This is a genomic window from Streptomyces sp. NPDC003456, from assembly GCF_042878735.1.
GTDB lineage: Bacteria > Actinomycetota > Actinomycetes > Streptomycetales > Streptomycetaceae > Streptomyces.
On sequence record NZ_JBIAOK010000004.1, the window covers coordinates 836,219 to 856,658 of the forward strand.

At 73.3% G+C, this 20,440-nt stretch carries 15 protein-coding genes; 13 read left to right on the forward strand and 2 right to left on the reverse strand.

What is annotated here, in order from left to right:
- Window positions 1-2 precede the first annotated feature (2 nt).
- The 10 genes from gatA (at window position 3) to ACFYWG_RS19985 (ending at window position 11,517) form a co-directional block, all read left to right on the forward strand.
- On the forward strand, window positions 3-1,496 hold the full coding sequence (gene gatA, locus ACFYWG_RS19940; protein WP_376329694.1) for an Asp-tRNA(Asn)/Glu-tRNA(Gln) amidotransferase subunit GatA: 1,494 nt from the start codon (window positions 3-5) through the stop codon (window positions 1,494-1,496).
- A complete protein-coding gene (locus tag ACFYWG_RS19945; protein ID WP_019329755.1) occupies window positions 1,493-1,732 on the forward strand; it encodes a hypothetical protein in 240 nt (79 codons plus the stop codon). Before gatA ends, ACFYWG_RS19945 begins: the two co-directional genes overlap by 4 nt.
- A 15-nt stretch (window positions 1,733-1,747) precedes the next feature.
- A complete protein-coding gene (gatB, locus tag ACFYWG_RS19950; RefSeq protein ID WP_389202526.1) occupies window positions 1,748-3,262 on the forward strand; it encodes an Asp-tRNA(Asn)/Glu-tRNA(Gln) amidotransferase subunit GatB in 1,515 nt (504 codons plus the stop codon).
- A gap of 234 nt (window positions 3,263-3,496) precedes the next feature.
- Entirely contained in the window at window positions 3,497-3,886 is a 390-nt protein-coding gene (locus tag ACFYWG_RS19955) for a hypothetical protein (RefSeq protein WP_385416225.1), read from the forward strand.
- 157 nt (window positions 3,887-4,043) lie between these two features.
- Complete coding sequence (locus ACFYWG_RS19960; RefSeq protein ID WP_389202528.1) at window positions 4,044-6,287, forward strand: MMPL family transporter; 2,244 nt, start codon at window positions 4,044-4,046, stop codon at window positions 6,285-6,287.
- Window positions 6,265-6,837: a GNAT family N-acetyltransferase gene (locus ACFYWG_RS19965; RefSeq protein ID WP_389202530.1), complete on the forward strand. Its 573-nt coding sequence runs from the start codon at window positions 6,265-6,267 to the stop codon at window positions 6,835-6,837. Before ACFYWG_RS19960 ends, ACFYWG_RS19965 begins: the two co-directional genes overlap by 23 nt.
- A gap of 35 nt (window positions 6,838-6,872) precedes the next feature.
- Window positions 6,873-7,427 (forward strand): hypothetical protein, encoded by a 555-nt coding sequence (locus tag ACFYWG_RS19970; RefSeq protein ID WP_389202532.1) that lies wholly within the window; start codon window positions 6,873-6,875, stop codon window positions 7,425-7,427.
- A 170-nt stretch (window positions 7,428-7,597) separates the two neighbouring features.
- Window positions 7,598-7,810: a hypothetical protein gene (locus ACFYWG_RS19975; protein WP_383503552.1), complete on the forward strand. Its 213-nt coding sequence runs from the start codon at window positions 7,598-7,600 to the stop codon at window positions 7,808-7,810.
- 401 nt (window positions 7,811-8,211) lie between these two features.
- The gene (locus ACFYWG_RS19980) at window positions 8,212-11,292 is read left to right on the forward strand and encodes an AAA family ATPase (protein WP_389202535.1); all 3,081 of its coding nucleotides are present in this window, start codon (window positions 8,212-8,214) and stop codon (window positions 11,290-11,292) included.
- Between the two features lie 51 nt (window positions 11,293-11,343).
- Entirely contained in the window at window positions 11,344-11,517 is a 174-nt protein-coding gene (locus tag ACFYWG_RS19985) for a DUF6191 domain-containing protein (RefSeq protein ID WP_383511092.1), read from the forward strand.
- A gap of 78 nt (window positions 11,518-11,595) precedes the next feature.
- Here the strand turns inward: ACFYWG_RS19985 and ACFYWG_RS19990 are convergent, their stop codons facing one another.
- Together ACFYWG_RS19990 and ACFYWG_RS19995 are read right to left on the reverse strand one after the other, a co-directional pair.
- Window positions 11,596-12,759, reverse strand: coding sequence for a PQQ-dependent sugar dehydrogenase (locus tag ACFYWG_RS19990; RefSeq protein WP_383511090.1), 1,164 nt, complete (start codon window positions 12,757-12,759; stop codon window positions 11,596-11,598).
- A gap of 117 nt (window positions 12,760-12,876) precedes the next feature.
- Window positions 12,877-13,875 carry an aldo/keto reductase gene (locus ACFYWG_RS19995; protein WP_389202538.1) on the reverse strand — a complete coding sequence of 333 codons (999 nt, stop codon included), beginning with the start codon at window positions 13,873-13,875 and terminating at the stop codon, window positions 12,877-12,879.
- Window positions 13,876-13,952: 77 nt separating this feature from the next.
- Here ACFYWG_RS19995 and ACFYWG_RS20000 point away from each other — a divergent pair, with 77 nt between their 5' ends.
- From ACFYWG_RS20000 to ACFYWG_RS20010, 3 genes are all read left to right on the forward strand, one after another.
- Window positions 13,953-14,903 (forward strand): 2-hydroxyacid dehydrogenase, encoded by a 951-nt coding sequence (locus tag ACFYWG_RS20000; RefSeq protein ID WP_383511086.1) that lies wholly within the window; start codon window positions 13,953-13,955, stop codon window positions 14,901-14,903.
- A 421-nt stretch (window positions 14,904-15,324) separates the two neighbouring features.
- Window positions 15,325-18,342 (forward strand): putative bifunctional diguanylate cyclase/phosphodiesterase, encoded by a 3,018-nt coding sequence (locus ACFYWG_RS20005; RefSeq protein WP_383511084.1) that lies wholly within the window; start codon window positions 15,325-15,327, stop codon window positions 18,340-18,342.
- Between the two features lie 230 nt (window positions 18,343-18,572).
- Window positions 18,573-20,420 carry an acetolactate synthase large subunit gene (locus ACFYWG_RS20010; protein WP_376334727.1) on the forward strand — a complete coding sequence of 616 codons (1,848 nt, stop codon included), beginning with the start codon at window positions 18,573-18,575 and terminating at the stop codon, window positions 20,418-20,420.
- Window positions 20,421-20,440: the final 20 nt, after the last annotated feature.

Here is a 20,440-nt window from a genome sequence, read left to right on the forward strand (position 1 = left end):
TCATGACGGACATCATCAAGCTCACCGCCGCCGAGACCGCCGCGAAGATCGCCTCCGGCGAGCTCACGGCCGTCGAGGTCACCGAGGCCCACCTCGCCCGCATCGAGGCCGTCGACGAGAAGGTGCACGCCTTCCTGCACGTCGACCGCGAGGGTGCCCTCGCCCAGGCCCGCGCCGTCGACGAGAAGCGGGAGCGCGGCGAGAAGCTCGGCCCGCTGGCCGGCGTCCCCCTGGCGCTGAAGGACATCTTCACCACCGAGGGCATCCCGACCACCGTCGGCTCGAAGATCCTCGAGGGCTGGATCCCGCCGTACGACGCGACGCTCACCAAGCGGCTGAAGGCCGCCGACGTCGTCATCCTCGGCAAGACCAACATGGACGAGTTCGCCATGGGCTCCTCCACCGAGAACAGCGCCTACGGCCCGACCGGCAACCCCTGGGACCTGACGAAGATCCCCGGCGGCTCCGGCGGCGGCTCCTCCGCCGCGCTCGCCGCGCACATGGCGCCCCTGGCCATCGGCACCGACACCGGCGGGTCCATCCGCCAGCCCGCCGCCGTCACCGGCACGGTCGGCGTCAAGCCGACCTACGGCGCGGTGTCCCGGTACGGCATGGTGGCCTTCTCGTCCTCGCTGGACCAGGGCGGCCCCTGCGCCCGCACCGTCCTCGACGCGGCCCTGCTGCACGAGGTCATCGCCGGGCACGACCCGCTCGACTCGACGTCCATCGACGAGCCCGTCCCGCCGGTCGTCGAGGCCGCGCGCAACGGCAGCGTGCAGGGCATGCGCGTCGGCGTCGTCAAGCAGTTCCGCGGCGAGGGCTACCAGGCCGGCGTCATCCAGCGCTTCGACGAGTCCGTCGAGCTGCTCAAGGAACTGGGTGCCGAGATCGTCGAGCTGGACTGCCCGTCCTTCGACCTGGCGCTGTCGGCGTACTACCTGATCGCGCCCTCGGAGTGCTCCTCCAACCTGGCCCGCTTCGACGGCCTGCGCTACGGCCTGCGCGTCGGCGACGACGGCACGCACTCCGCCGAGGAGGTCACCTCCCTCACCCGTGAGGCGGGCTTCGGCCCCGAGGTCAAGCGCCGCATCATGCTCGGCACGTACGCCCTGTCGAGCGGCTACTACGACGCCTACTACGGCAGCGCCCAGAAGGTCCGCACGCTGATCAAGCAGGACTTCGACACGGCGTTCGAGCAGGTCGACGTGATCGTCTCCCCGACGACCCCGACCACCGCCTTCGCGATCGGCGAGCGCGCCGACGACCCGATGGCGATGTACCTCGCCGACCTGTGCACCATCCCGACCAACCTGGCGGGCAACGCGGCCATGTCGCTGCCGTGCGGCCTCGCCCCGGAGGACAACCTCCCGGTCGGTCTGCAGATCATCGCCCCCGTCATGAAGGACGACCGCCTGTACAAGGTGGGCGCCGCCGTCGAGGCCGCCTTCGTGCAAAAGTGGGGCCACCCGCTGATCGAGGAGGCTCCGTCGCTGTGAGCGCACTGTCCAAGGCCAAGGGCTTCAAGAAGTCCAAGTCCGGTCTGTACGTCTCGATGGCCACGTCGGCGTTCGGCGCCGTCGGTGTCTACAAGCAGATCAAGAAGGCCCGCGGAGACAACGACACGCTGCGGCTGCTCGACGCCGTCGTGACCGGTGCCGCGGTCGTCACCAACCTGGCCATTCTCTACCGCGAGCTGAAGCGGCTGGGCGACGACGACGTCCTGCTGGGCTGAGAGGGAAGTTTCACCGTGACCACCACGACCGACCTGGTGTCGTACGAGGACGCACTCGCGTCGTACGACCCCGTCATGGGCCTCGAGGTCCATGTCGAACTCGGCACCAAGACCAAGATGTTCTGCGGCTGCTCGACCGCCCTCGGCCAGGAAGCCAACACGCAGACCTGCCCGGTCTGCCTCGGCCTGCCCGGCGCGCTCCCGGTCGTCAACGCGACCGGTGTCGAGTCCGCCATCAAGATCGGCCTCGCGCTGAACTGCGAGATCGCCGAGTGGTGCCGCTTCGCCCGGAAGAACTACTTCTATCCGGACATGCCGAAGAACTTCCAGACCTCCCAGTACGACGAGCCGATCGCCTTCGACGGCTACCTCGACGTGCAGCTGGAGGACGGCGAGACCTTCCGCGTGCAGATCGAGCGCGCCCACATGGAGGAGGACACCGGCAAGTCGACCCACGTCGGCGGCGCCACCGGCCGCATCCACGGCGCGTCCCACTCCCTGCTGGACTACAACCGCGCCGGCATCCCCCTCATCGAGATCGTCACCAAGCCGATCGAGGGCGCCGGCGAGCGGGCCCCCGAGGTCGCGCGGGCCTACGTCCGTGAGCTCCGCGAGCTCATCAAGGCGCTCGGCGTCTCCGAGGCCCGGATGGAGATGGGCCAGATGCGCTGCGACGTGAACCTGTCGCTGCGCCCCAACGGCACCGAGAAGTTCGGCACGCGTTCGGAGACGAAGAACGTCAACTCGCTGCGGTCCGTGGAGCGCGCGGCCCGCTTCGAGATCCAGCGGCACGCGGCCGTGCTGTCCTCCGGCGGCACGATCGTGCAGGAGACCCGGCACTTCCACGAGGACACCGGGTCGACGACCTCGGGCCGCGTGAAGGAGGAGGCCGAGGACTACCGGTACTTCCCGGAGCCCGACCTCGTTCCCGTGGCGCCCTCACGGGAGTGGGTCGAGGAGATCCGCGCCGGTCTGCCCGAGCTGCCGCTGGTCCGCCGCAACCGGCTCCGCGAGGAGTGGGGCATCAGCGGCACCGACATGCAGGCGATCCTCAACGCCGGTGCGCTGGAGCCGATCGTCGCCACCATCGAGGCCGGGGCCGACGCGGCGTCCGCCCGCAAGTGGTGGATGGGCGAGCTGGCCCGCAGCGCCAACGAGTCGGGCAAGGCGCTCGACGAGCTGGCGATCACCCCGGAGCAGGTGGCCCGGGTCACCGAGCTCGTCGCGAAGGGCGACCTGAACGACAAGCTGGCCCGCCAGGTCATCGAGGGCGTCCTCGCGGGCGAGGGCACTCCGGACGAGGTCGTCGACAAGCGCGGCCTGAAGGTCGTCTCCGACGAGGGTGCGCTGACGGCGGCCGTCGACGAGGCGATCGCCGGCAACCCGGGCGTCGCGGACAAGATCCGCGGTGGCAAGGTGGCCGCGGCCGGCGCCCTGGTCGGCGCGGTCATGAAGGCGACCCGCGGCCAGGCCGACGCGGCGCGCGTCAAGGAGCTGATCCTGGCCAAGCTCGGCGTCAGCGAGGGCTGACACCTCGCGCCGACGCGACCGAGGGGGGATGCACCGGACCCGGTGCATCCCCCCTCGTCCGTCACCCGGTGCCGACACCACCGCAGCCGGTCGCTCCGGCCGGTCAGCGGCCTCGGCCTCCACGGCCCCGCTGCGGCTCCACCGCCGCCGGCACCCGGGTCGCGCGGGAAGCCGGCAGCCGTACGACCGGCCCCGCATCCGGTTTTCGCCGGCCGGCGCGCTACCGTTCCGGCCATGAGTGGACGCGCTGAATCCGACGCCGGCACAGGGGACCCGGAGACGGCCGCTGAGCAGGACCTGGAGACGGCCGCTGAGCAGGACGACGCCGAAGACGTGCCGGCCGCCGAGGACTCTCCGGAGGACGGCGAAGATCTCCTCGAGGACGCCCGCCGGGCCCGCTGGACGGCGGCCGGTGCCGGCGCCGCCCTGACGCTGGCCGGCCTGGCCGCCGCCCTGCTCCGCCTCGTCCACTCGGTGCCCGCGCTCGTCCCGGCCGCCTACGCCGGCGGAGCCGCGGTCTGCGCCGCGGCCGCCGTGCTCGGCTCCCGGGGACGGACCCGGCGGGCCCTGTGGCTGCTCATAGCCGGAGTCATGATCATGGCGCTGGGTGACCAGTTCGACTGATCCCGGCCATTGTGAATAAGCCCACGAAAGCGGCAAACGATCTCTTTCGCCTGTAAGAGTTGCTTTGCATTGCTCATGCGTTCTTTGCGGGCTGTTCAGTTCCACACCGACTGATCCCGGTCAAAGATCCACACAAGGCAACTCCGGGAGCACGTTCGTGGCAGCCCTCGCACGCTGGTGCGTCCAGCGCCGTCTGGTCACCGTTCTGCTGTGGCTCCTCGCCTTCGCGGGCGTCGCCACCGGCGCCGCCGTCGCGGGCACGACGTACTCCAACGACTACGAGGTCCCCGGCACCGAGTCCGGCCGGGCCACCCAGCTGCTGCACGAGGGCTTCCCCCGGCTCGGCGGCGACAGCGACACCGTCGTGTGGCACACGCCGTCCGGCAGCGTGCGCAGCCCCGACGTCGAGCAGACCATGGCGCGCACCCTGGACCGCATCGAGGACCTGCCCGGCGTGGCCTCGGTCGCCGGCCCCTACGGTCCGGGCACCGGCCGCATCAGCGCCGACGGCCGGACCGCGTACGCCACGGTCACCTTCGACGACCGGGCCGAGGACATCGACAAGAGCGAGGCCCAGGCGGTCGTCGACACCGCCGAGGCCGCCGAGAGCGACGGACTGCAGGTGGAGCTCGGCGGCAGCGCCGTGGCGCTCACCCAGTCCTCCGGCGGGCACCTCGCCGAGATCGTCGGCGTGGCCGTCGCCGCCGTCGTGCTGTTCCTCGCCTTCGGCTCGCTCGCCGCCTCCCTCCTGCCCATCGCCACCGCCCTGGTCGGCGTCGGCACCGCCTACGCCGGGATCGTGCTGCTCGGGCACGCCATGACCGTCGCCGACTTCGCGCCCATGCTCGGCATGCTCGTCGGGCTCGGCGTCGGCATCGACTACGCGCTGTTCATCGTCACCAGACACCGGCGCGGACTGAAACGCGGACTGTCCGTCCCCGAGGCCGCCGCCAACGCCGTCGCGACCACCGGCCGCGCGGTCGTGTTCGCGGGTGCCACCGTTTGCATCGCCCTGCTGGGCATGCTGATCCTCCGGCTGAGCTTCCTCAACGGCGTCGCCATAGCGGCGAGCCTGACGGTGATCCTCACCGTCGCGGCGTCCGTGACCCTGCTGCCCGCCCTGCTGTCCCTGATCGGCATGCGCGCGCTCAGCCGCCGTGAGCGCCGCCGGCTGGCCGAGCACGGCCCCGAGCCCGAGCTGCCCACCGGCTTCGCGGCCCGCTGGTCCGCGTTCGTCGAGCGCCACCCCAAGCTCCTCGGCGTGGTCGCGCTCGCCGTGATGGCCGTCCTCGCGCTGCCCACGTTCTCCCTGCACCTGGGCACCTCCGACCAGGGCAACGACCCCCGGACCACCACCACCCGGCAGGCCTACGACCTGCTCGCCGACGGCTTCGGCCCCGGGGTGAACGGCCCGCTCACCCTCGTCACCGAGGTCGACGGCGCCGCCGACAGGCTCGCCTTGGACAACCTCGACGCCACCCTGCGCACCACCGAGGGCGTCGCCTCGGTCACCCCGGTGACCTTCGACGCCGGCGGCCGCACCGCGTACCTCACCGTCGTACCGGAGTCCTCCCCGCAGTCGCAGCGCACCAGCGACCTCGTCGACCGGCTGCGCGAGGACGTGCTGCCGCGCGCCGAGTCGGGCACCTCGCTCGACGTGCAGGTCGGCGGCATGACGGCCGGCTACGACGACTTCGCCGAGGTCATCGTCTCCAAGCTGCCCGTCTTCGTCGGGGCCGTGATCGGCCTGGGCTGTCTGCTGCTCCTGCTGGCGTTCCGGTCGATCGGCATCCCGCTGAAGGCCGCCGCGATGAACGTCGCCGCCGTCGCCTCCGCCTTCGGCGTGGTCGTCGCGATCTTCCAGTGGGGCTGGGGCAGCGACCTGCTCGGCCTCGGCAGCGCGGGGCCCATCGAGCCCTTCCTGCCCGTGATCATGGTGTCGGTGCTCTTCGGCCTCTCCATGGACTACCAGGTGTTCCTGGTCAGCCGCATGTACGAGGAGTGGCTGGAGACCGGCGACAACCGGCGGGCCGTGCGCGTCGGGCTCGCCGAGACCAGCCGGGTCATCAACTCGGCGGCGGTCATCATGATCTCCGTCTTCCTGGCCTTCGTGCTCAGCGGCGACCGCGTGATCGCCATGTTCGGCATCGCCCTGGCCGCCGCGGTCGCCCTGGACGCCTTCGTCCTGCGCACCCTGCTGGTCCCCGCCCTGATGCACCTGCTGGGCGGCGCGAACTGGTGGCTGCCGCGCTGGCTCGACCGGTGCATGCCGCGCATCAGCATCGAGCCGCCCGAGACGCGTGCCACCCATGAGAGGCTGGCCGCCGCGACGGACGCCGAGGTGGCGGACGTCCTGGCGGAGGAGGAGCGGCAGCGGGATGTACGCGATATCCCTGGGTGACGACGCAGAGCTGAGGCCCCTGGAGCCCTGGCACGCCGCCGAGTTCCTGGCCCACCTGGAACGCGGACGGGACTTCATCGGCCGGTACATCCCGTTCGGCACGACCGAGACCGACCTGGCCTCGGCCCGGGCGAAGCTCCAGCGGTACGCGGACATGCGCGCCGCCGACACGGGCTCCCTGCACGGGCTGTGGCTGGACGGCACGCTCGTGGGCGGGGTGCTGTTCCTCAACTTCGACGCGGCGAACGGCAGCTGCGAGGTCGGCTGCTGGCTGGAGCCCGCCGCCACCGGCCGCGGCCTGGTCACACGGGCGATGCGGGTGCTGATCGACTGGGCGGTCGAGGAGCGCGGCATCCACCGCGTCGAGTGGGTCGCCGCGGCCGGCAACGGGCCCAGCCTGAACGTGGCGCGGCGGCTCGGCATGAGCCGCGACGGTGTGCGGCGCGAGGCGCACGCCTATCGTGGCGTACGGCACGATCTCGAAGTCTGGTCGCTGCTGGCGCCCGAGTGGCGCGCCGCACGCGCGCGTGCCGCTGACGACGCTCCTTAAGAGACTTCTCAGACAGCGACCCTACGGTGCGAGACATGGCAACGAACGCAGTGGACGAGACCGAGGCCGCCGAGGCCACGACCGAGGAGAAGGCGGTGAGGACCACCGGGTCCGACGAGGTGACGGCGGCCGGGGCCCCCGAGGAGCACGAGGCCCCGGACGAGGCCGGGGAAGCGGCGACCGAGCAGGAGCGCCCGTCCGGCGTCGGCCAGGGCGCCGCGGCCGTGGTCTCCGCCGCGCTGGGCCTCGTCTCGCTCACCGGCAGCTGGGTCGGCACGGTGGCCGCCGCCCGCCAGAACCTCATCGGCCAACTGGAGACCACGCAGAACGCGAGCGTGGCCAAGCAGATCCAGGCCGTCTACGGCGACGCCTGGCAGACCACCGCCCTGTGGGCCGGCCTGTTCGCGCTGACCGCGCTGATCGTCGGCGTCGTCACGCTGGCCCGTCCCGCGTTCGGCACGCCCGGACGCGTCCAGGCGCCCTGGGTCAAGTCGGTCGCCTGGGCGGGTGTCGCGCTCGGCGTGATCGGCCTGTTCCTGGCCGTGCTGAAGTACACCGACGTCCTGCTCGGACTGCCGTCGGCGAGCTGACCCGCCGCAGACCACCGAGGGGCCTTAGGCCGTCCGTGAGCACCTTACGGGCGACCCGGGGCCCCTCAGGCGTGTCCTAAGGCCCCTACGGCGGCCGGAGATGCGGAACTCTCCCGATGTGGCCGCCCCGCCCGGGGGACGACAGTGGAGTCATCACCGAGAAACACTCCGTGACCGACTCCCCGCGAGGACACACCATGTACGAGTACGAGCTCCAGCGACTGCGCACCGCCGACCTCATCAGCCGGGCCGAGCACGAACGCCGGGTCCGCGAGGCCGAACGGGCCCGCCGCGCCGCCCGCCGCGATACGGACCGGGACTCGGCGGAGCACGAGAGCCATAGCCGCCGCTTCCGCCGTCCGCGCCCCGCCCGGCCGGCGTGAACGCCGCGCCGGGACGGGTCCCGCGCGGCGGGTCCCGGAACCCGCGACCGACGACCGACCGCACCGGCACCGCCCCCGGAACACCCTCCGGGGGCGGTGCGCTCGTCCGCACAGCCACAACCCCCGCTCCGACCGCCCCGGCCGTCAGGCCGGGTGCCGGTCCTGATCTCCCCGGTTCCCCGCAGCCCGCCGAGCCGGTCGTCCCCGGCAGCCCTTCGGCAGCCGCATCGGCCGCCCCCGGCAGCTCTTCGGCAGCCGCATCCGCCGCCCCCGGCAGCCCTTCGGCAGCCGTGTCCGCCGCCCCCGGCACCTCACCCCCCGCCCGGCCCGGCGGTCGCCTCGGTGCGCTGGCGGCTGTCGCCGCCGGGAAAACCGGTGCCGTGGCGGGGGAGTCGCGTGCGATGCTCGGGGCCGTGGAGACCAGGTCCGTCAGCCCCGTGTTCGTCGGCCGCGCCGAGGAGTTGGGCACGCTGCACGACGCGCTCGCCCGCTGCGGCGATGGCGAACCGCAGGCACTGCTCCTGGGCGGCGAGGCGGGGGTCGGCAAGACCCGCCTGGTCGAGGAGTTCGCCGCCGCGGCCCGCGCCCGGGGCGCCGTGGTCGCACTCGGCGGCTGCGTGGAGATCGGCGCCGACGGGCTGCCCTTCGCGCCCTTCTCCACCGCCCTGCGCGCCCTGCGCCGGGAGCTGCCCGCCGAACTGGCCGGCGCGGCCCGGGGCCAGGAGGAGGAACTGGCCCGGCTGCTGCCCGAACTGGGCGAGTCCGCAGCCGGGCGGCACGACGAGGACGGCATGGCCCGCCTGTTCGAGCTCACCGCCCGCCTGCTGGAACGCGTCGCGGCCGAACACACCGTCGTCCTCGCCCTGGAGGACCTGCACTGGGCCGACGCCTCGACCCGCCACCTGCTCGCCTACCTCTTCCGCACCCTGCGCACCGGCCGCCTCGTCGTCCTCGGCACCTACCGCTCCGACGACATCCACCGCCGCCACCCGCTGCGCCCGCTGCTCGCCGAACTCGACCGGCTGCGCACCGTCCGCCGCCTCGACCTCGGCCGCTTCACCCGCGAGGAGGTGGGCCGCCAGATCGCGGGCATCCTGGCGCAGGAACCCGAACCCGACCAGGTCGACGCGATCTTCGAACGGTCCGACGGCAACGCCTTCTTCGTCGAGGAACTCGCGGTCGCCGCCCACGAGGGCTGCCGCACGGGCCTGACCGACTCCCTGCGCGACCTGCTGCTCGTCCGGGTCGAGGGGATGCCCGAGCCCGCGCAGCAGGTCGCCCGGATCGTCGCCGAGGGCGGCTCCACCGTCGAGTACCGGCTGCTCGCGGCGGTCGCCCGGCTCGCCGAGGACGACCTCATCGAGGCGCTGCGGGCCGCGGTCAACGCCGCCATCCTCACCCCCGCGCCCGGCGGCGACGGCTACCGCTTCCGGCACTCCCTGGTCCGCGAGGCCGTCAGCGACGACCTGCTCCCCGGCGAGCGCTCCCGCCTCAACCGCCGTTACGCCGAGGCCCTGGAGGCCGACCCGGCACTCGTCCCCGCCGACCAGCGCGCCACCCGCCTGGCCAGCTACTGGTACCACGCGCACGACGCCGCCAAGGCCCTGCCCGCCGTCCTCGACGCCTCCGTCGAGGCCCGCCGCCGGCACGCCTACGCCGAGCAACTGCGCCTGCTGGAAAGGGCGATGGAGCTGTGGGACGCCGCCCCCGAGGACGTGCGCCGCACCCTGCGCCCCGTCGACCACACCGAGGTCTACCCCCCGTGCGGCTGCGAACCGGCGACCACCGCCCTGCGCCTTCTCGACCTGCTGGCCGAGGCGGCCGTGGCGGGCCGGCTCTGCGGGGAGCGCGAACGGGCCCTGAAGATCACCAAGCGGGCACTGCGCCTGCTGGAGGAGGACGGCACCGCGCCCCCCGGCCGGCGCCCGGGCAGCGCCGACCCCCAGCGCGCCGCCTGGTTCTGGATCCAGCGCTCCCGCCTGGTGCAGGGCCTGGGCCGCGGCGACGGCTGGAAGGAGATCGCCACCGCGCAGGAGCTGGTGCGCGGCCTGCCGCCGTCCGAGGTGCACGCCGAGGTGCTGGCCACCGCCGCTCACTGGTCGATGCTCCGCGAGCCGGGGCCGCAGGCGCTGACGGCGGCCGAGCGGGCCGTGGAGTACGCGCGCATGGTCGGCGCCGACGACATCGCCTCCCACGCCCGGCTGACCCTCGGCTGCCTCATGGTCGACGCCGGCCAGCTCGACGCCGGACTGGCCCACATGTACGACGTGCGCGAGGAGGTGGTCACCCGCGGCCTCGCCCCGATGGTCGGCCGCAGCCACGTGAACCTGCCCTCCGTGCTCGAAGGCGTCGGCCGGTCCGAGGAGGCCGTGGGTGTTCTCCAGGAGGGGTTGCGGCTCACCGGCAGGATGGGGCTGCGCGACGCCGAGGCATGGATCTGGAGCAACCTCGCCGAGTCGCTCCTGTCCCTGGGCCGCTGGGACGAGGCCGCCGAGGCGGCTGCCGCCGCGCAGCGGCGCGGCCAGACGGCCGGCCCCCACGGATCGGCCGCCAACAGCCTTGCGTACCTGGCCCTGGCCCGCGGCCGGGTGGCCGAGGCGGCCCGGCACCTGGCCGAGGGCCGGGCCGCCTACGGGCCGCACGACCCCATGCCCCAGCACGACCTGCCGCTGTCCTGCCTGACCGTGGCCGTCGCCGCGCGGGAGGGCCGCCTGGCCGACGCCCGCGCCGAACTCGCCCGCACCCTCCGGGCGGGCTTCCCGCCCGGCACCCAGCGCTACGCCTGGCCGCTGCTGCTCGAAGCGGCCGCCGCCGAGGCCGACGCCCGCGCCCTGCCCGCCGCGCGGGAGGGCCGCGACGACGTCCTCGACAGCGTCTTCGAGGCGGTCAGGCGCCTCACCACCAACGCCCCCGTCTGGCTGGCGCACGAGCAGTGGGTCCGTGCCGAGCTGCACCGCGCACGGGGCCTGAGCGCCCCCGACGCCTGGTCCCGGGCGGTCACCGCCTTCGAACCCCTGGGACGGCCCTACGACCTCGCCCGCGTGCGGTACCGCCTGGCCGAGTCGCTGCTCGCCGACGGTGGGGAGGACGACCGCGCCCGCGCCACGGAGCTGCTGCGCCTCGCCCACGCCGTCGCCCGCCACCTCGGTGCCCGGCCGCTCGCCGAGGCCGCCGGGGCGCTCGCCCGCCGGGCCCGGCTCCCGCTGGTGCCCGCCACCGCGGCGGCCACGGCCGCCGACGAGGACCCGGCCGGCGCCCTCGGCCTGACCAGCCGGGAACGGGACGTGCTGCGGCTGGTGGCCGCCGGGCACACCAACCGCCGGATAGCGCAGGAGCTGTTCATCTCCCCGAAGACGGCGAGCGTCCACGTCTCCAACATCCTGGGCAAGCTCGGCGTCGCCGGCCGGGGCGAGGCGGCGGCACTGGCGCACCGCCTCGGCCTGTTCCCGGCCGAGACGCTCCTGCCGGGTCCGGCGGGCTGAGGCATACGCTGGAAGGGAGGTCGCGGTGCGCGCGGCGCAGGGGAGGCCGACTTGTTCAACGTGTTCGAGGAACTGTTCTCGCCCGGCCGCAAGCACACCCGGGACGAGCAGAACCGGCTGGAACTGACCCGGGAGGACGTCGGGGACGGCGATCCCGGGCGCGGCCCGATAGACCTGGCCTCCGGCAAGGTCGTCGTACGCCCGCCGGACGAGCCCGACGAGTAGACCCGGACCCGGCTCGCCCATGCCTGGCGGCGGCCGCTGCCCCGTGTCGGCCCCGGGTGGCCGGCCGACCCGGCGCGGCTAGCGGACCCGCACCTCCAGGATCCTGTCGTCCCCGTCCTTCGGGCTGCCCCGGCCGTCCGTGTTGCTGGTCATGACGTACAGCCGGTCGCCGCCCGCCGCGACCACCGTGCGCAGCCGCCCGTACTCGTCCTCCAGGAAGGGCTGCGGCTGCGCCGAGGCCTTCGTGCCGTCCAGCGGGACGCGCCACAGCCGCTTGCCCCGCAGGCCCGCCATCCAGACCGACCCCTCGGCGTACGCGATGCCGCTGGGCGACGCCTCGCCCGTCGACCACTGGTCCACCGGGTTGCGGTAGCCGGAGTCGTCCGAGGCGCCCTCCGCCTCCGGCCAGCCGTAGTTGCCGCCCGGCTCGATCGCGTTGAGCTCGTCCCAGGTGTCCTGCCCGAACTCCGAGGCGAACAGCCGCTGCCGCTCGTCCCAGGCGAGCCCCTGCACATTGCGGTGGCCGTAGGAGTACACGGGCGAGTCCGGGAGGGGGTTGCCGGGGGCCGGCTCGCCCTCCGGGGTGAGGCGGAGGATCTTGCCGCCCAGGGAGTCCTTGTCCTGGGACAGGCCCGTGTCGCCGCTCTCGCCGGTACCCGCGTACAGCATCCTGTCCGGGCCGAACGCGATCCGGCCGCCGTTGTGGACGAAGCCCTTGGGGATGCCCTTGAAGACGGTGTCGGGCGCGCCGAGCTGCTCGCCGGCGGGCTTGCGGTCGTCGTAGAGCATCCGCACGATGCGGTTGTCCGAGGCCGACGTGAAGTACGCGTAGATCATGCGGTCCGAGGCGAAGTCGGGGGAGAGGGCGATGCCGAGCAGGCCGCCCTCGCCGGCCGCGGACACCCCCGCCACCTCGCCCAGCTCGGTCTTCCTGCCGGTCTTGTCGTCCACCCGCACGATGGTCGCCTCGTCGCGCGAGGAGACGAGCAGGCCGCCGCCCGGGACGGGGGCCAGACCCCAGGGGGAGTCCAGGCCCTCGGCGACGGTGCGCAGCACCTTCACCGAGCCCTTGGCGGGCGGCGCCTCGGCCGACTGCCGCGGCGGGGCGGACGCTCCCGCTCCGGTTGGGCTCGCGGAGGTGCTGTCCTGCGGGCCGGGGGAGTCCCCGTCGCCGGAGGAGCAGCCGGCGGTCAGCAGGAGCGTGGCGGCGGCCAGGACGGCCGGCACGGCTCGACGTCGCACGATCTCGGTCCCTTCGACGGGCGGGTCCCTCTCCCTGTCATACACCGCACGCGGCGCGGAAGTTCCCGATCACGCGATGCGGACCCGCGCCCCCCGGATTCCCCGGGGCGCCGCGCATCAGTCCCAGGACCCCTGGGCCGGCGGCAGACCCGCGAGCTCCCGCAGATCAGCGGAGGTCAGACGCAGGTCCGCCGCGGCCGAGTTCTCCGTGACCCACCGTTCCTGCTTGGTGCCCGGCACCGGCACCACGTGCTCGCCCTGGGCCAGGACCCAGGCCAGGGCGACCTGCGCGGGCGTGACGGTGGGGCCGTGCCGGCGGGCCACGCGGCGCAGCCCCGCCACGATCGGCTGGTTCGCGGCCATCATCTCGCCCGTGAAGCGGGGATGCCGGGCGCGCGGATCGTCCGCCTCGAACCCGGCGCCGGGCCGCAGCCGGCCGGTCAGGAAGCCGTTGCCCAGGGGCATCGCGGCGAGGAAGCCGACGCCCCTGCCCCGGCACCACGGCAGCAGCGTCCGCAGCGCCTCCGGCGACCACACCGACAGCTCCGCCTGCACCGCGCTCACCGGGAAGACCTGCTGCACGCGCTCCAGCTGCCGCACGGTCGCGTCGTACGGCCGGACCCCGCCCCTGCGCGGGGACCCGGCGCCCACCGCGCACAGGCCCAGCGCCCGCACCTTGCCGGCGTGCACGAGCTCCGCCATCGCGCCCCAGGTCTCCTCCACGGGCACCTCGGGGTCGGCCCGGTGCAGCTGGTAGAGGTCGATGACGTCCGTCTGCAACCGCCTCAGCGACGCGTCGCAGGCCCGTCTCACGTACCCGGGGCGGCCGTTGGCGACGATGTGCTGGTCGCCCACGAGCAGCCCGACCTTCGTCGAGACGAAGGCGTCGGGGCGCCGCTCCTTCAACACCCGCCCCAGCAGCAGCTCGTTGGTGAAGGGGCCGTACATGTCGGCCGTGTCCAGCAGGGAGGCGCCGAGGTCCAGCGCCCGGTGCACCGCCCTGAGCGATTCGTCGCCGCGCCGCCGTGAGGCGCTGTAGGCCCAGCTCATCGGCATGCACCCGAGTCCGACGGCCCCCACCGCGAGTGCCCCCGCGCCGATCGTCCTGCGCTCCACGTGGTCGTGACCCTCCCTGTTCCGGCCACCCCAACCTAACCTCTGCCGTGGCGCGCTCCTGACATAGCCTCCGGAGCATGACTGCTGACGTGTGGCTGCCCATCCCGCCGGACGAGATCGACGGACTCCCGGAGGGGCCGGACTACCACTTCTGGGACGGTGCGCAGGACTTCCCCGCGGACCCGGCCGACTGCGCCTTCTACGTCGTCCCCTACATGAAGCCCAGTGCGCTGTGCGTACGTCCGCTGCCCGCGATGCGCCGGGTGGAGGTGGTGCAGACGCTGTCCGCCGGGATCGACCACGTCGAGCCGGGCCTGGGCCGGCTGCGGCCCGGCGTGCGGCTGTGCAACGCGCGCGGAGTGCACGAGGCCAGCACCGCGGAACTCACCCTGGCGCTGATCCTGGCCTCGCTGCGCGGTGTTCCCGACTTCGTCCGCGCGCAGGACAGGGGCGAGTGGCTCGGCGGGTTCCGGCCCGCGCTGGCCGACCGGAACATCCTCATCGTCGGCTACGGATCGATCGGCGCCGCCATCGAGGACCGGCTCGTTCCGTTCGAGGTTGCGCGGGTGGCGCGCGTCGCGCGCTCCGCGCGCGCGACGGCGCGCGGGCCGGTGCACCCGCTCACGGAACTGCCCGCGCTGCTGCCCGCAGCGGACGTCGTCATCCTGTCGACCCCGCTCACCGACAGCACCCGCGGCCTGGCCGGGGCCGACTTCCTGTCCCGCATGAAGGACGGCGCGCTGCTGGTCAACGTCGCCCGCGGACCCGTCGTCGACACCAAGGCCCTGCTGGCCGAGGTCGACAGCGGCCGGATCACCGCGGCCCTCGACGTCACCGACCCCGAGCCCCTCCCGCGCGAACACCCCCTGTGGCGTGCGCCGGGGGTACTCATCAGCCCCCACGCGGGCGGACCCACCTCCGCGTTCCTCCCGCGCGCCCGGCGGCTCCTGGCGGACCAGTTGACCCGTTACGTGAACCGGGAGCCGCTCCGGAACGTGATTCTGACGACGGGTGCACCAACCGACTGACCGACCTTCGGGTACCGTCCGCAACCTTACGGCTGCGGGGGGTACTCATATATCTGTTGATCGTCACGGAGCGTAGAGAACCTATGTCCCTGAGTGACGAGACTGGTGTATCGTCCCGACAGGGGTTGCGCCGGGGACCGTTCGGCGCCGGGGACGAGTACTTCAGACTGTGAGGGGGGCGACAGGCGATGCACGGCCTAGGGACGAGCGATCCGACGGGGCGGGGCGGCCGACGGCGACCCGGGCGGACGGCCGCGGGCGGCCGCGGCCGGCGCGCCCATCACGGCGGCCACCGCACCCGTCACAGCGACCACCACACCCAGCACAGCCACCACCGCAGGACCGGCATCCCCCGACGGCAGGCCCAGCCGGTCCACCGGGGTCCGCGGGACCCGGGCGCGGAGCGGACCGGGAGGGCCCGGTGAGCGCGCCCCCGACCCCCACGCTGGACGGAACGCTGCGGGCACAGCCTCCGTCCCGGACCGCGCAGCCGCCCCGTACACCGGCCACCGGCCACCGGCCGGGCCCGGCCCTCCAGATCGTCCTCGCCCTGGCCTGCGCGGCCTACGCCGTCGGCGCCGCGTTCGGCTGGGGTTCGAACCGACTGGCCCTGATCATGGGCGACTTCGGGCTGAGCGCGGCCGCCGCCACCGCGGCCGTCTCGTGCTTCCTCTACGCCCGCAGCCGCGGCACCCGCTTCCGGCCCGCCTGGCTGCTGTTCGGCCTCTCCTCGGCCATGGCGTCCCTGGGCAACCTGGTCTGGGGGTGGTACGAGGTGGTCCTGGGGCTGCCCGTGCCCAGCCCCAGCTACGCCGACCTGTTCTTCCTCTGCTTCGCGCCGCCCGCGATCGTGGGGCTGCTCGTGCTCGCCAAACGGCCGGTGACCAAGGCCGGCTGGGTCTGCCTCGGGCTCGACGCCTGGCTCATCGGCGGCTCGTTGCTGACCCTGGCCTGGAGCCTCGCCCTCGCCCAGGCCGCGAAGTCCGAAGGGCCGGGCGTGGCGCACACCGCGCTGTCGCTGGCGTACCCGCTGCTGGACATCGCGCTGGTCAGCATGGTGCTCGCCCTGCACTTCCGGCGCTCGGCCGTGAACCGCTCGGCGGTCAACACCGCGATCGGCGCCCTCGCGCTGACCGTGATGTGCGACGCCCTGTTCACCTCTCCGCTGCTGCACCACGGCTACCGCTCCGGCCAGTTGCTCGACGCGGGCTGGTTCGCCGGCTCCCTGCTCCTGGCCTACGCCCCCTGGGCCACACCGCGCACCCCGGACGGCGACCACCCGGACCGGGAACGGCACGGACCGGCGGGGCACTCGCGCGTGGTCCACGAGCACGTGCCCGGGCAGCGCGGCGGCGCGCACCCGGCCCCGGCGGCCGGGCCCGGCACCGAGACCGTGCGGTACGCGGCGGCCCGGCCCATCGCCGGCTCCCTGGCCGCCCTCACGCCGTACCTCGCGGCCGCCGTGTGCACCCTGGGGATCCTCTACAACGTCCTCAACGGCCGCAGTGTCGACCGCGTGGTCCTGCTCACCGGGGGCACGGTCGTGCTCGCGCTCGTCGTGCGCCAGGGCATCATGCTGCTCGACAACATCACCCTCACCCAGGAACTGGCCCAGAAGGAGAACCACTTCCGCTCCCTGGTGCAGGGCTCCAGCGACGTCATCATGATCGCCGCCCCCAGCGGTGTCCTCAGATACGTCTCGCCCGCCGCCGCCGGGGTCTACGGCCGGCCCGCCGAGGAGCTGGTGGGCACGGAACTGGCCGGTCTCATCCACCCCGAGGACCTCGGCTGCGTCGTGCACGAGGTGCGGCGCTTCCTCGCCGCCCACCCCGTCGAGGAACCCACCACGCGCATCGAGTGCCGCTTCCGCTCGGGCGACGGCGGCTGGCTCAACGTCGAGTCGACCGTCAACCGCCACCAGGGCGGCCTGATCTTCAACAGCCGCGACGTGACCGAACGTGTGCGGTTGCAGGCCCAGTTGCAGCACAACGCCGAACACGACCCGCTCACCGACCTGCCCAACCGCGCCCTGTTCACCAAGCGCGTCCAGCACGCCCTGTCGGGCCGCCGCGCCTCCGACCGGGGCCTGGCCCTGCGCAACACGGCGGTGCTGTTCATCGACCTCGACGGCTTCAAGGCCGTCAACGACACGATCGGGCACCAGGCCGGGGACGAACTGCTGGTCCAGGCCGCGCGCCGGCTGCAGGACTCCGTACGGCAGGGCGACACCGCCTCCCGGCTGGGCGGGGACGAGTTCGCCGCCCTGATCGTCGGGGACAACACCCGCGACCGGGACGCCCGCGAGCGGCACATCCTGGAACTGGCCGACCGCCTGCGGACCACGCTGTCGCAGCCCTACCTCATCGACGGCAACGATGTCCGGGTCAACGCCTCCATCGGCGTCGCCTTCGCCGAGCAGGGCCTCGGCGCGGGCGAGCTGCTGCGCAACGCCGACCTGGCCATGTACCGGGCCAAGGCCGGCGGCAAGGGGCGCGTGGAGCTGTACCGGCCGCAGATGCAGCAGGACGTCGTACGCAAGGCCGAACTGGCCACCCGCCTGCGGGCCGCCCTGCACGACGGCGAGTTCGCCCTGCTGCACCAGCCGGTGGTGTGCCTGGAGGACGGCCGGATCACGTCGGTGGCCGCACAGGCGCGCTGGCGCTCCTCCCAGGGGGTGCTCTTCACCCCCGCGGAGTTCCTGCGCGTGGCCGAGGACGGCGGCAGGACGGCCGAACTGGGCCGCTGGATGATCGAGGAGGCGGTCGAGCAGGCCGCCGAGCGGCACACCACGGGGCCGGCCGTGCCGGTCGTCGTCCGCATGAGCGCCCGGCGGCTGCTGGACACCTCGATGCCCCTCGGCTCGATCGAGGCGCTGCTCACCCGGCACGGGCTGCCGTCCGGCGCGCTTGTCATAGAGCTGTCCGACACCGACCCCCGCGTCTCGATGGACGAGCTGGAGCGGCGCCTGGCGGCTCTGCGGCGCGTGGGCGTACGGATCGCGCTCGACGGCTTCGGCAGCGGCTACGCGGCGATCACGGCCCTGCGGAGGCTGCCCGTGGACGTGCTCAAGCTCGACCGCGACCTCGTCGACGGCGTGGTCGAGTCCGCCCGCCTGCACAAGATCACCAGCGGGCTGCTGCGGATCGCCGGCGACCTGGGCCTGCAGTCCGTGGCCGAAGGGGTCGACCTGCCCGAGCAGGTGGTCGCCCTGCGCGCGATGGGGTGCACGCACGGGCAGGGCATGGCCTTCTCCGGGCCGCTCGACGAGTACCGGCTGCGCCGCGCGCTCGCCGTCGGCAGCTACCCGGTGCCCGACGGGCCGGCCGAGCCGGCGTTCGCGGGCGGCGCCCCGCGTCTGTACAGCTCGGGGATGTCCGCCGTCATCGGTGGCGGCACGGCCCTCCGCTCACATAATGAGACTCCCGTCCCACCCACTTGACAGTGAGTGCGTGCCGGGGGGAGGGTCAGTGCCATGCGCACCCGAATTCTCGTACTTGGAAAGCGCGTCGGCTGACGCTGAGCCTCGACCGCTCAGCGACCCCACCCGGCGCGCTCCCCTCGCTTGCCTTTCGGCACGAGGGGTTTTTTGTTGCACCAGCACCTGCTGTGCGGCAGAACAGCACCGCCCAAACCTCGCAAAAACCCTCAGCATCTGAGAAGAGATTGCCGATGACCGAGCAGGCCACCGGGGCCCACCACCCGCAGCCCCGGCCCCGATCCGGAGGACAGCACTCCGCCCCCGAGCACGTCACGGGCGCGCAGTCCCTCATCCGCTCTCTCGAGGAGGTCGGCGCCGACACGGTATTCGGCATCCCCGGCGGCTGCATCCTCCCGGCGTACGACCCGCTGATGGACTCGACCAAGGTGCGCCACGTCCTGGTCCGGCACGAGCAGGGGGCGGGCCACGCGGCCGAGGGCTACGCGCAGGCCACCGGCAAGGTCGGCGTCTGCATGGCGACCTCCGGCCCAGGCGCCACCAACCTGGTCACCCCGATCGCCGACGCGCACATGGACTCGGTGCCGCTGGTCGCGATCACCGGCCAGGTGGCGTCCAAGGCGATCGGCACGGACGCCTTCCAGGAGGCGGACATCGTCGGCATCACCATGCCGATCACCAAGCACAACTTCCTCGTCACCAAGGCCGAGGACATCCCGCGGGTCATCGCGCAGGCCTTCCACATCGCCTCCACCGGCCGCCCCGGCCCGGTCCTGGTCGACATCGCCAAGGACGCCCTCCAGGCCAGGACGACCTTCTCGTGGCCGCCGGCCATGGACCTGCCCGGCTACCGGCCCGTGACCAAGCCGCACGCCAAGCAGATCCGCGAGGCCGCGAAGCTGATCACCGCCGCCCGCCGGCCCGTGCTGTACGTGGGCGGCGGCGTGCTCAAGGCCAAGGCCACCGCCGAGCTGAAGGTCCTCGCCGAGCTGACCGGCGCGCCCGTCACCACCACGCTGATGGCGCTCGGCGCGTTCCCCGACGGCCACCCGCAGCACCTGGGCATGCCGGGCATGCACGGCTCGGTCGCCGCCGTCACCGCCCTGCAGAAGGCCGACCTGATCGTCGCCCTCGGCGCCCGCTTCGACGACCGCGTCACCGGCAAGCTGGACAGCTTCGCGCCCTTCGCCAAGATCGTCCACGCGGACATCGACCCGGCCGAGATCGGCAAGAACCGCGCCGCCGACGTGCCGATCGTCGGTGACGCCCGCGAGGTCATCGCCGACCTGATCCAGGCCGTGCAGAAGGAGCACAGCGAGGGCCACCAGGGCGACTACGGCTCGTGGTGGAACGACCTGAACCGCTGGCGCGAGACCTACCCGCTCGGCTACGACCAGCCCGGCGACGGCTCCCTCTCCCCGCAGCAGGTCATCGAGCGCATCGGGCAGCTCGCCCCGGAGGGCACGATCTTCACCGCGGGCGTCGGCCAGCACCAGATGTGGGCCGCCCACTTCATCCAGTACGACAAGCCCGGCACCTGGCTCAACTCCGGCGGCGCCGGGACCATGGGCTACGCCGTCCCGGCCGCCATGGGCGCCAAGGCCGGCGCGCCGGACAAGGCCGTCTGGGCCATCGACGGCGACGGCTGCTTCCAGATGACCAACCAGGAACTCGCCACCTGCGCCCTGAACAACATCCCGATCAAGGTCGCCATCATCAACAACGGCGCCCTCGGGATGGTCCGCCAGTGGCAGACCCTCTTCTACAACCAGCGGTACTCCAACACCGTGCTGCACTCCGGCCCGGACGACGTCAACCCCGAGGCCCGCGGCACCCGCGTCCCCGACTTCGTCAAGCTGTCGGAGGCCATGGGCTGCTACGCCATCCGCTGCGAGGACCCGGCCGACCTGGACAAGGTCATCGAGGAGGCGAACTCCATCAACGACCGCCCGGTCGTCGTGGACTTCGTCGTCCACGAGGACGCCATGGTCTGGCCGATGGTCGCCGCCGGCACCTCCAACGACGAGATCATGGCCGCCCGGGACGTCCGCCCCGACTTCGGCGACAACGAAGACGACTGAGCGAGAGAGACGTAAAAGAC

Coding starts and splice junctions, on each gene's coding strand:
- gatA (WP_376329694.1), top strand. CDS start 3: ATGACGGACATCATCAAGCTCACCGCCGCCGAGACCGCCGCGAAGATC.
- ACFYWG_RS19955 (WP_385416225.1), top strand. CDS start 3,497: ATGAGTGGACGCGCTGAATCCGACGCCGGCACAGGGGACCCGGAGACG.
- ACFYWG_RS19965 (WP_389202530.1), top strand. CDS start 6,265: ATGTACGCGATATCCCTGGGTGACGACGCAGAGCTGAGGCCCCTGGAG.
- ACFYWG_RS19970 (WP_389202532.1), top strand. CDS start 6,873: ATGGCAACGAACGCAGTGGACGAGACCGAGGCCGCCGAGGCCACGACC.
- ACFYWG_RS19980 (WP_389202535.1), top strand. CDS start 8,212: ATGCTCGGGGCCGTGGAGACCAGGTCCGTCAGCCCCGTGTTCGTCGGC.
- ACFYWG_RS20000 (WP_383511086.1), top strand. CDS start 13,953: ATGACTGCTGACGTGTGGCTGCCCATCCCGCCGGACGAGATCGACGGA.
- ACFYWG_RS20010 (WP_376334727.1), top strand. CDS start 18,573: ATGACCGAGCAGGCCACCGGGGCCCACCACCCGCAGCCCCGGCCCCGA.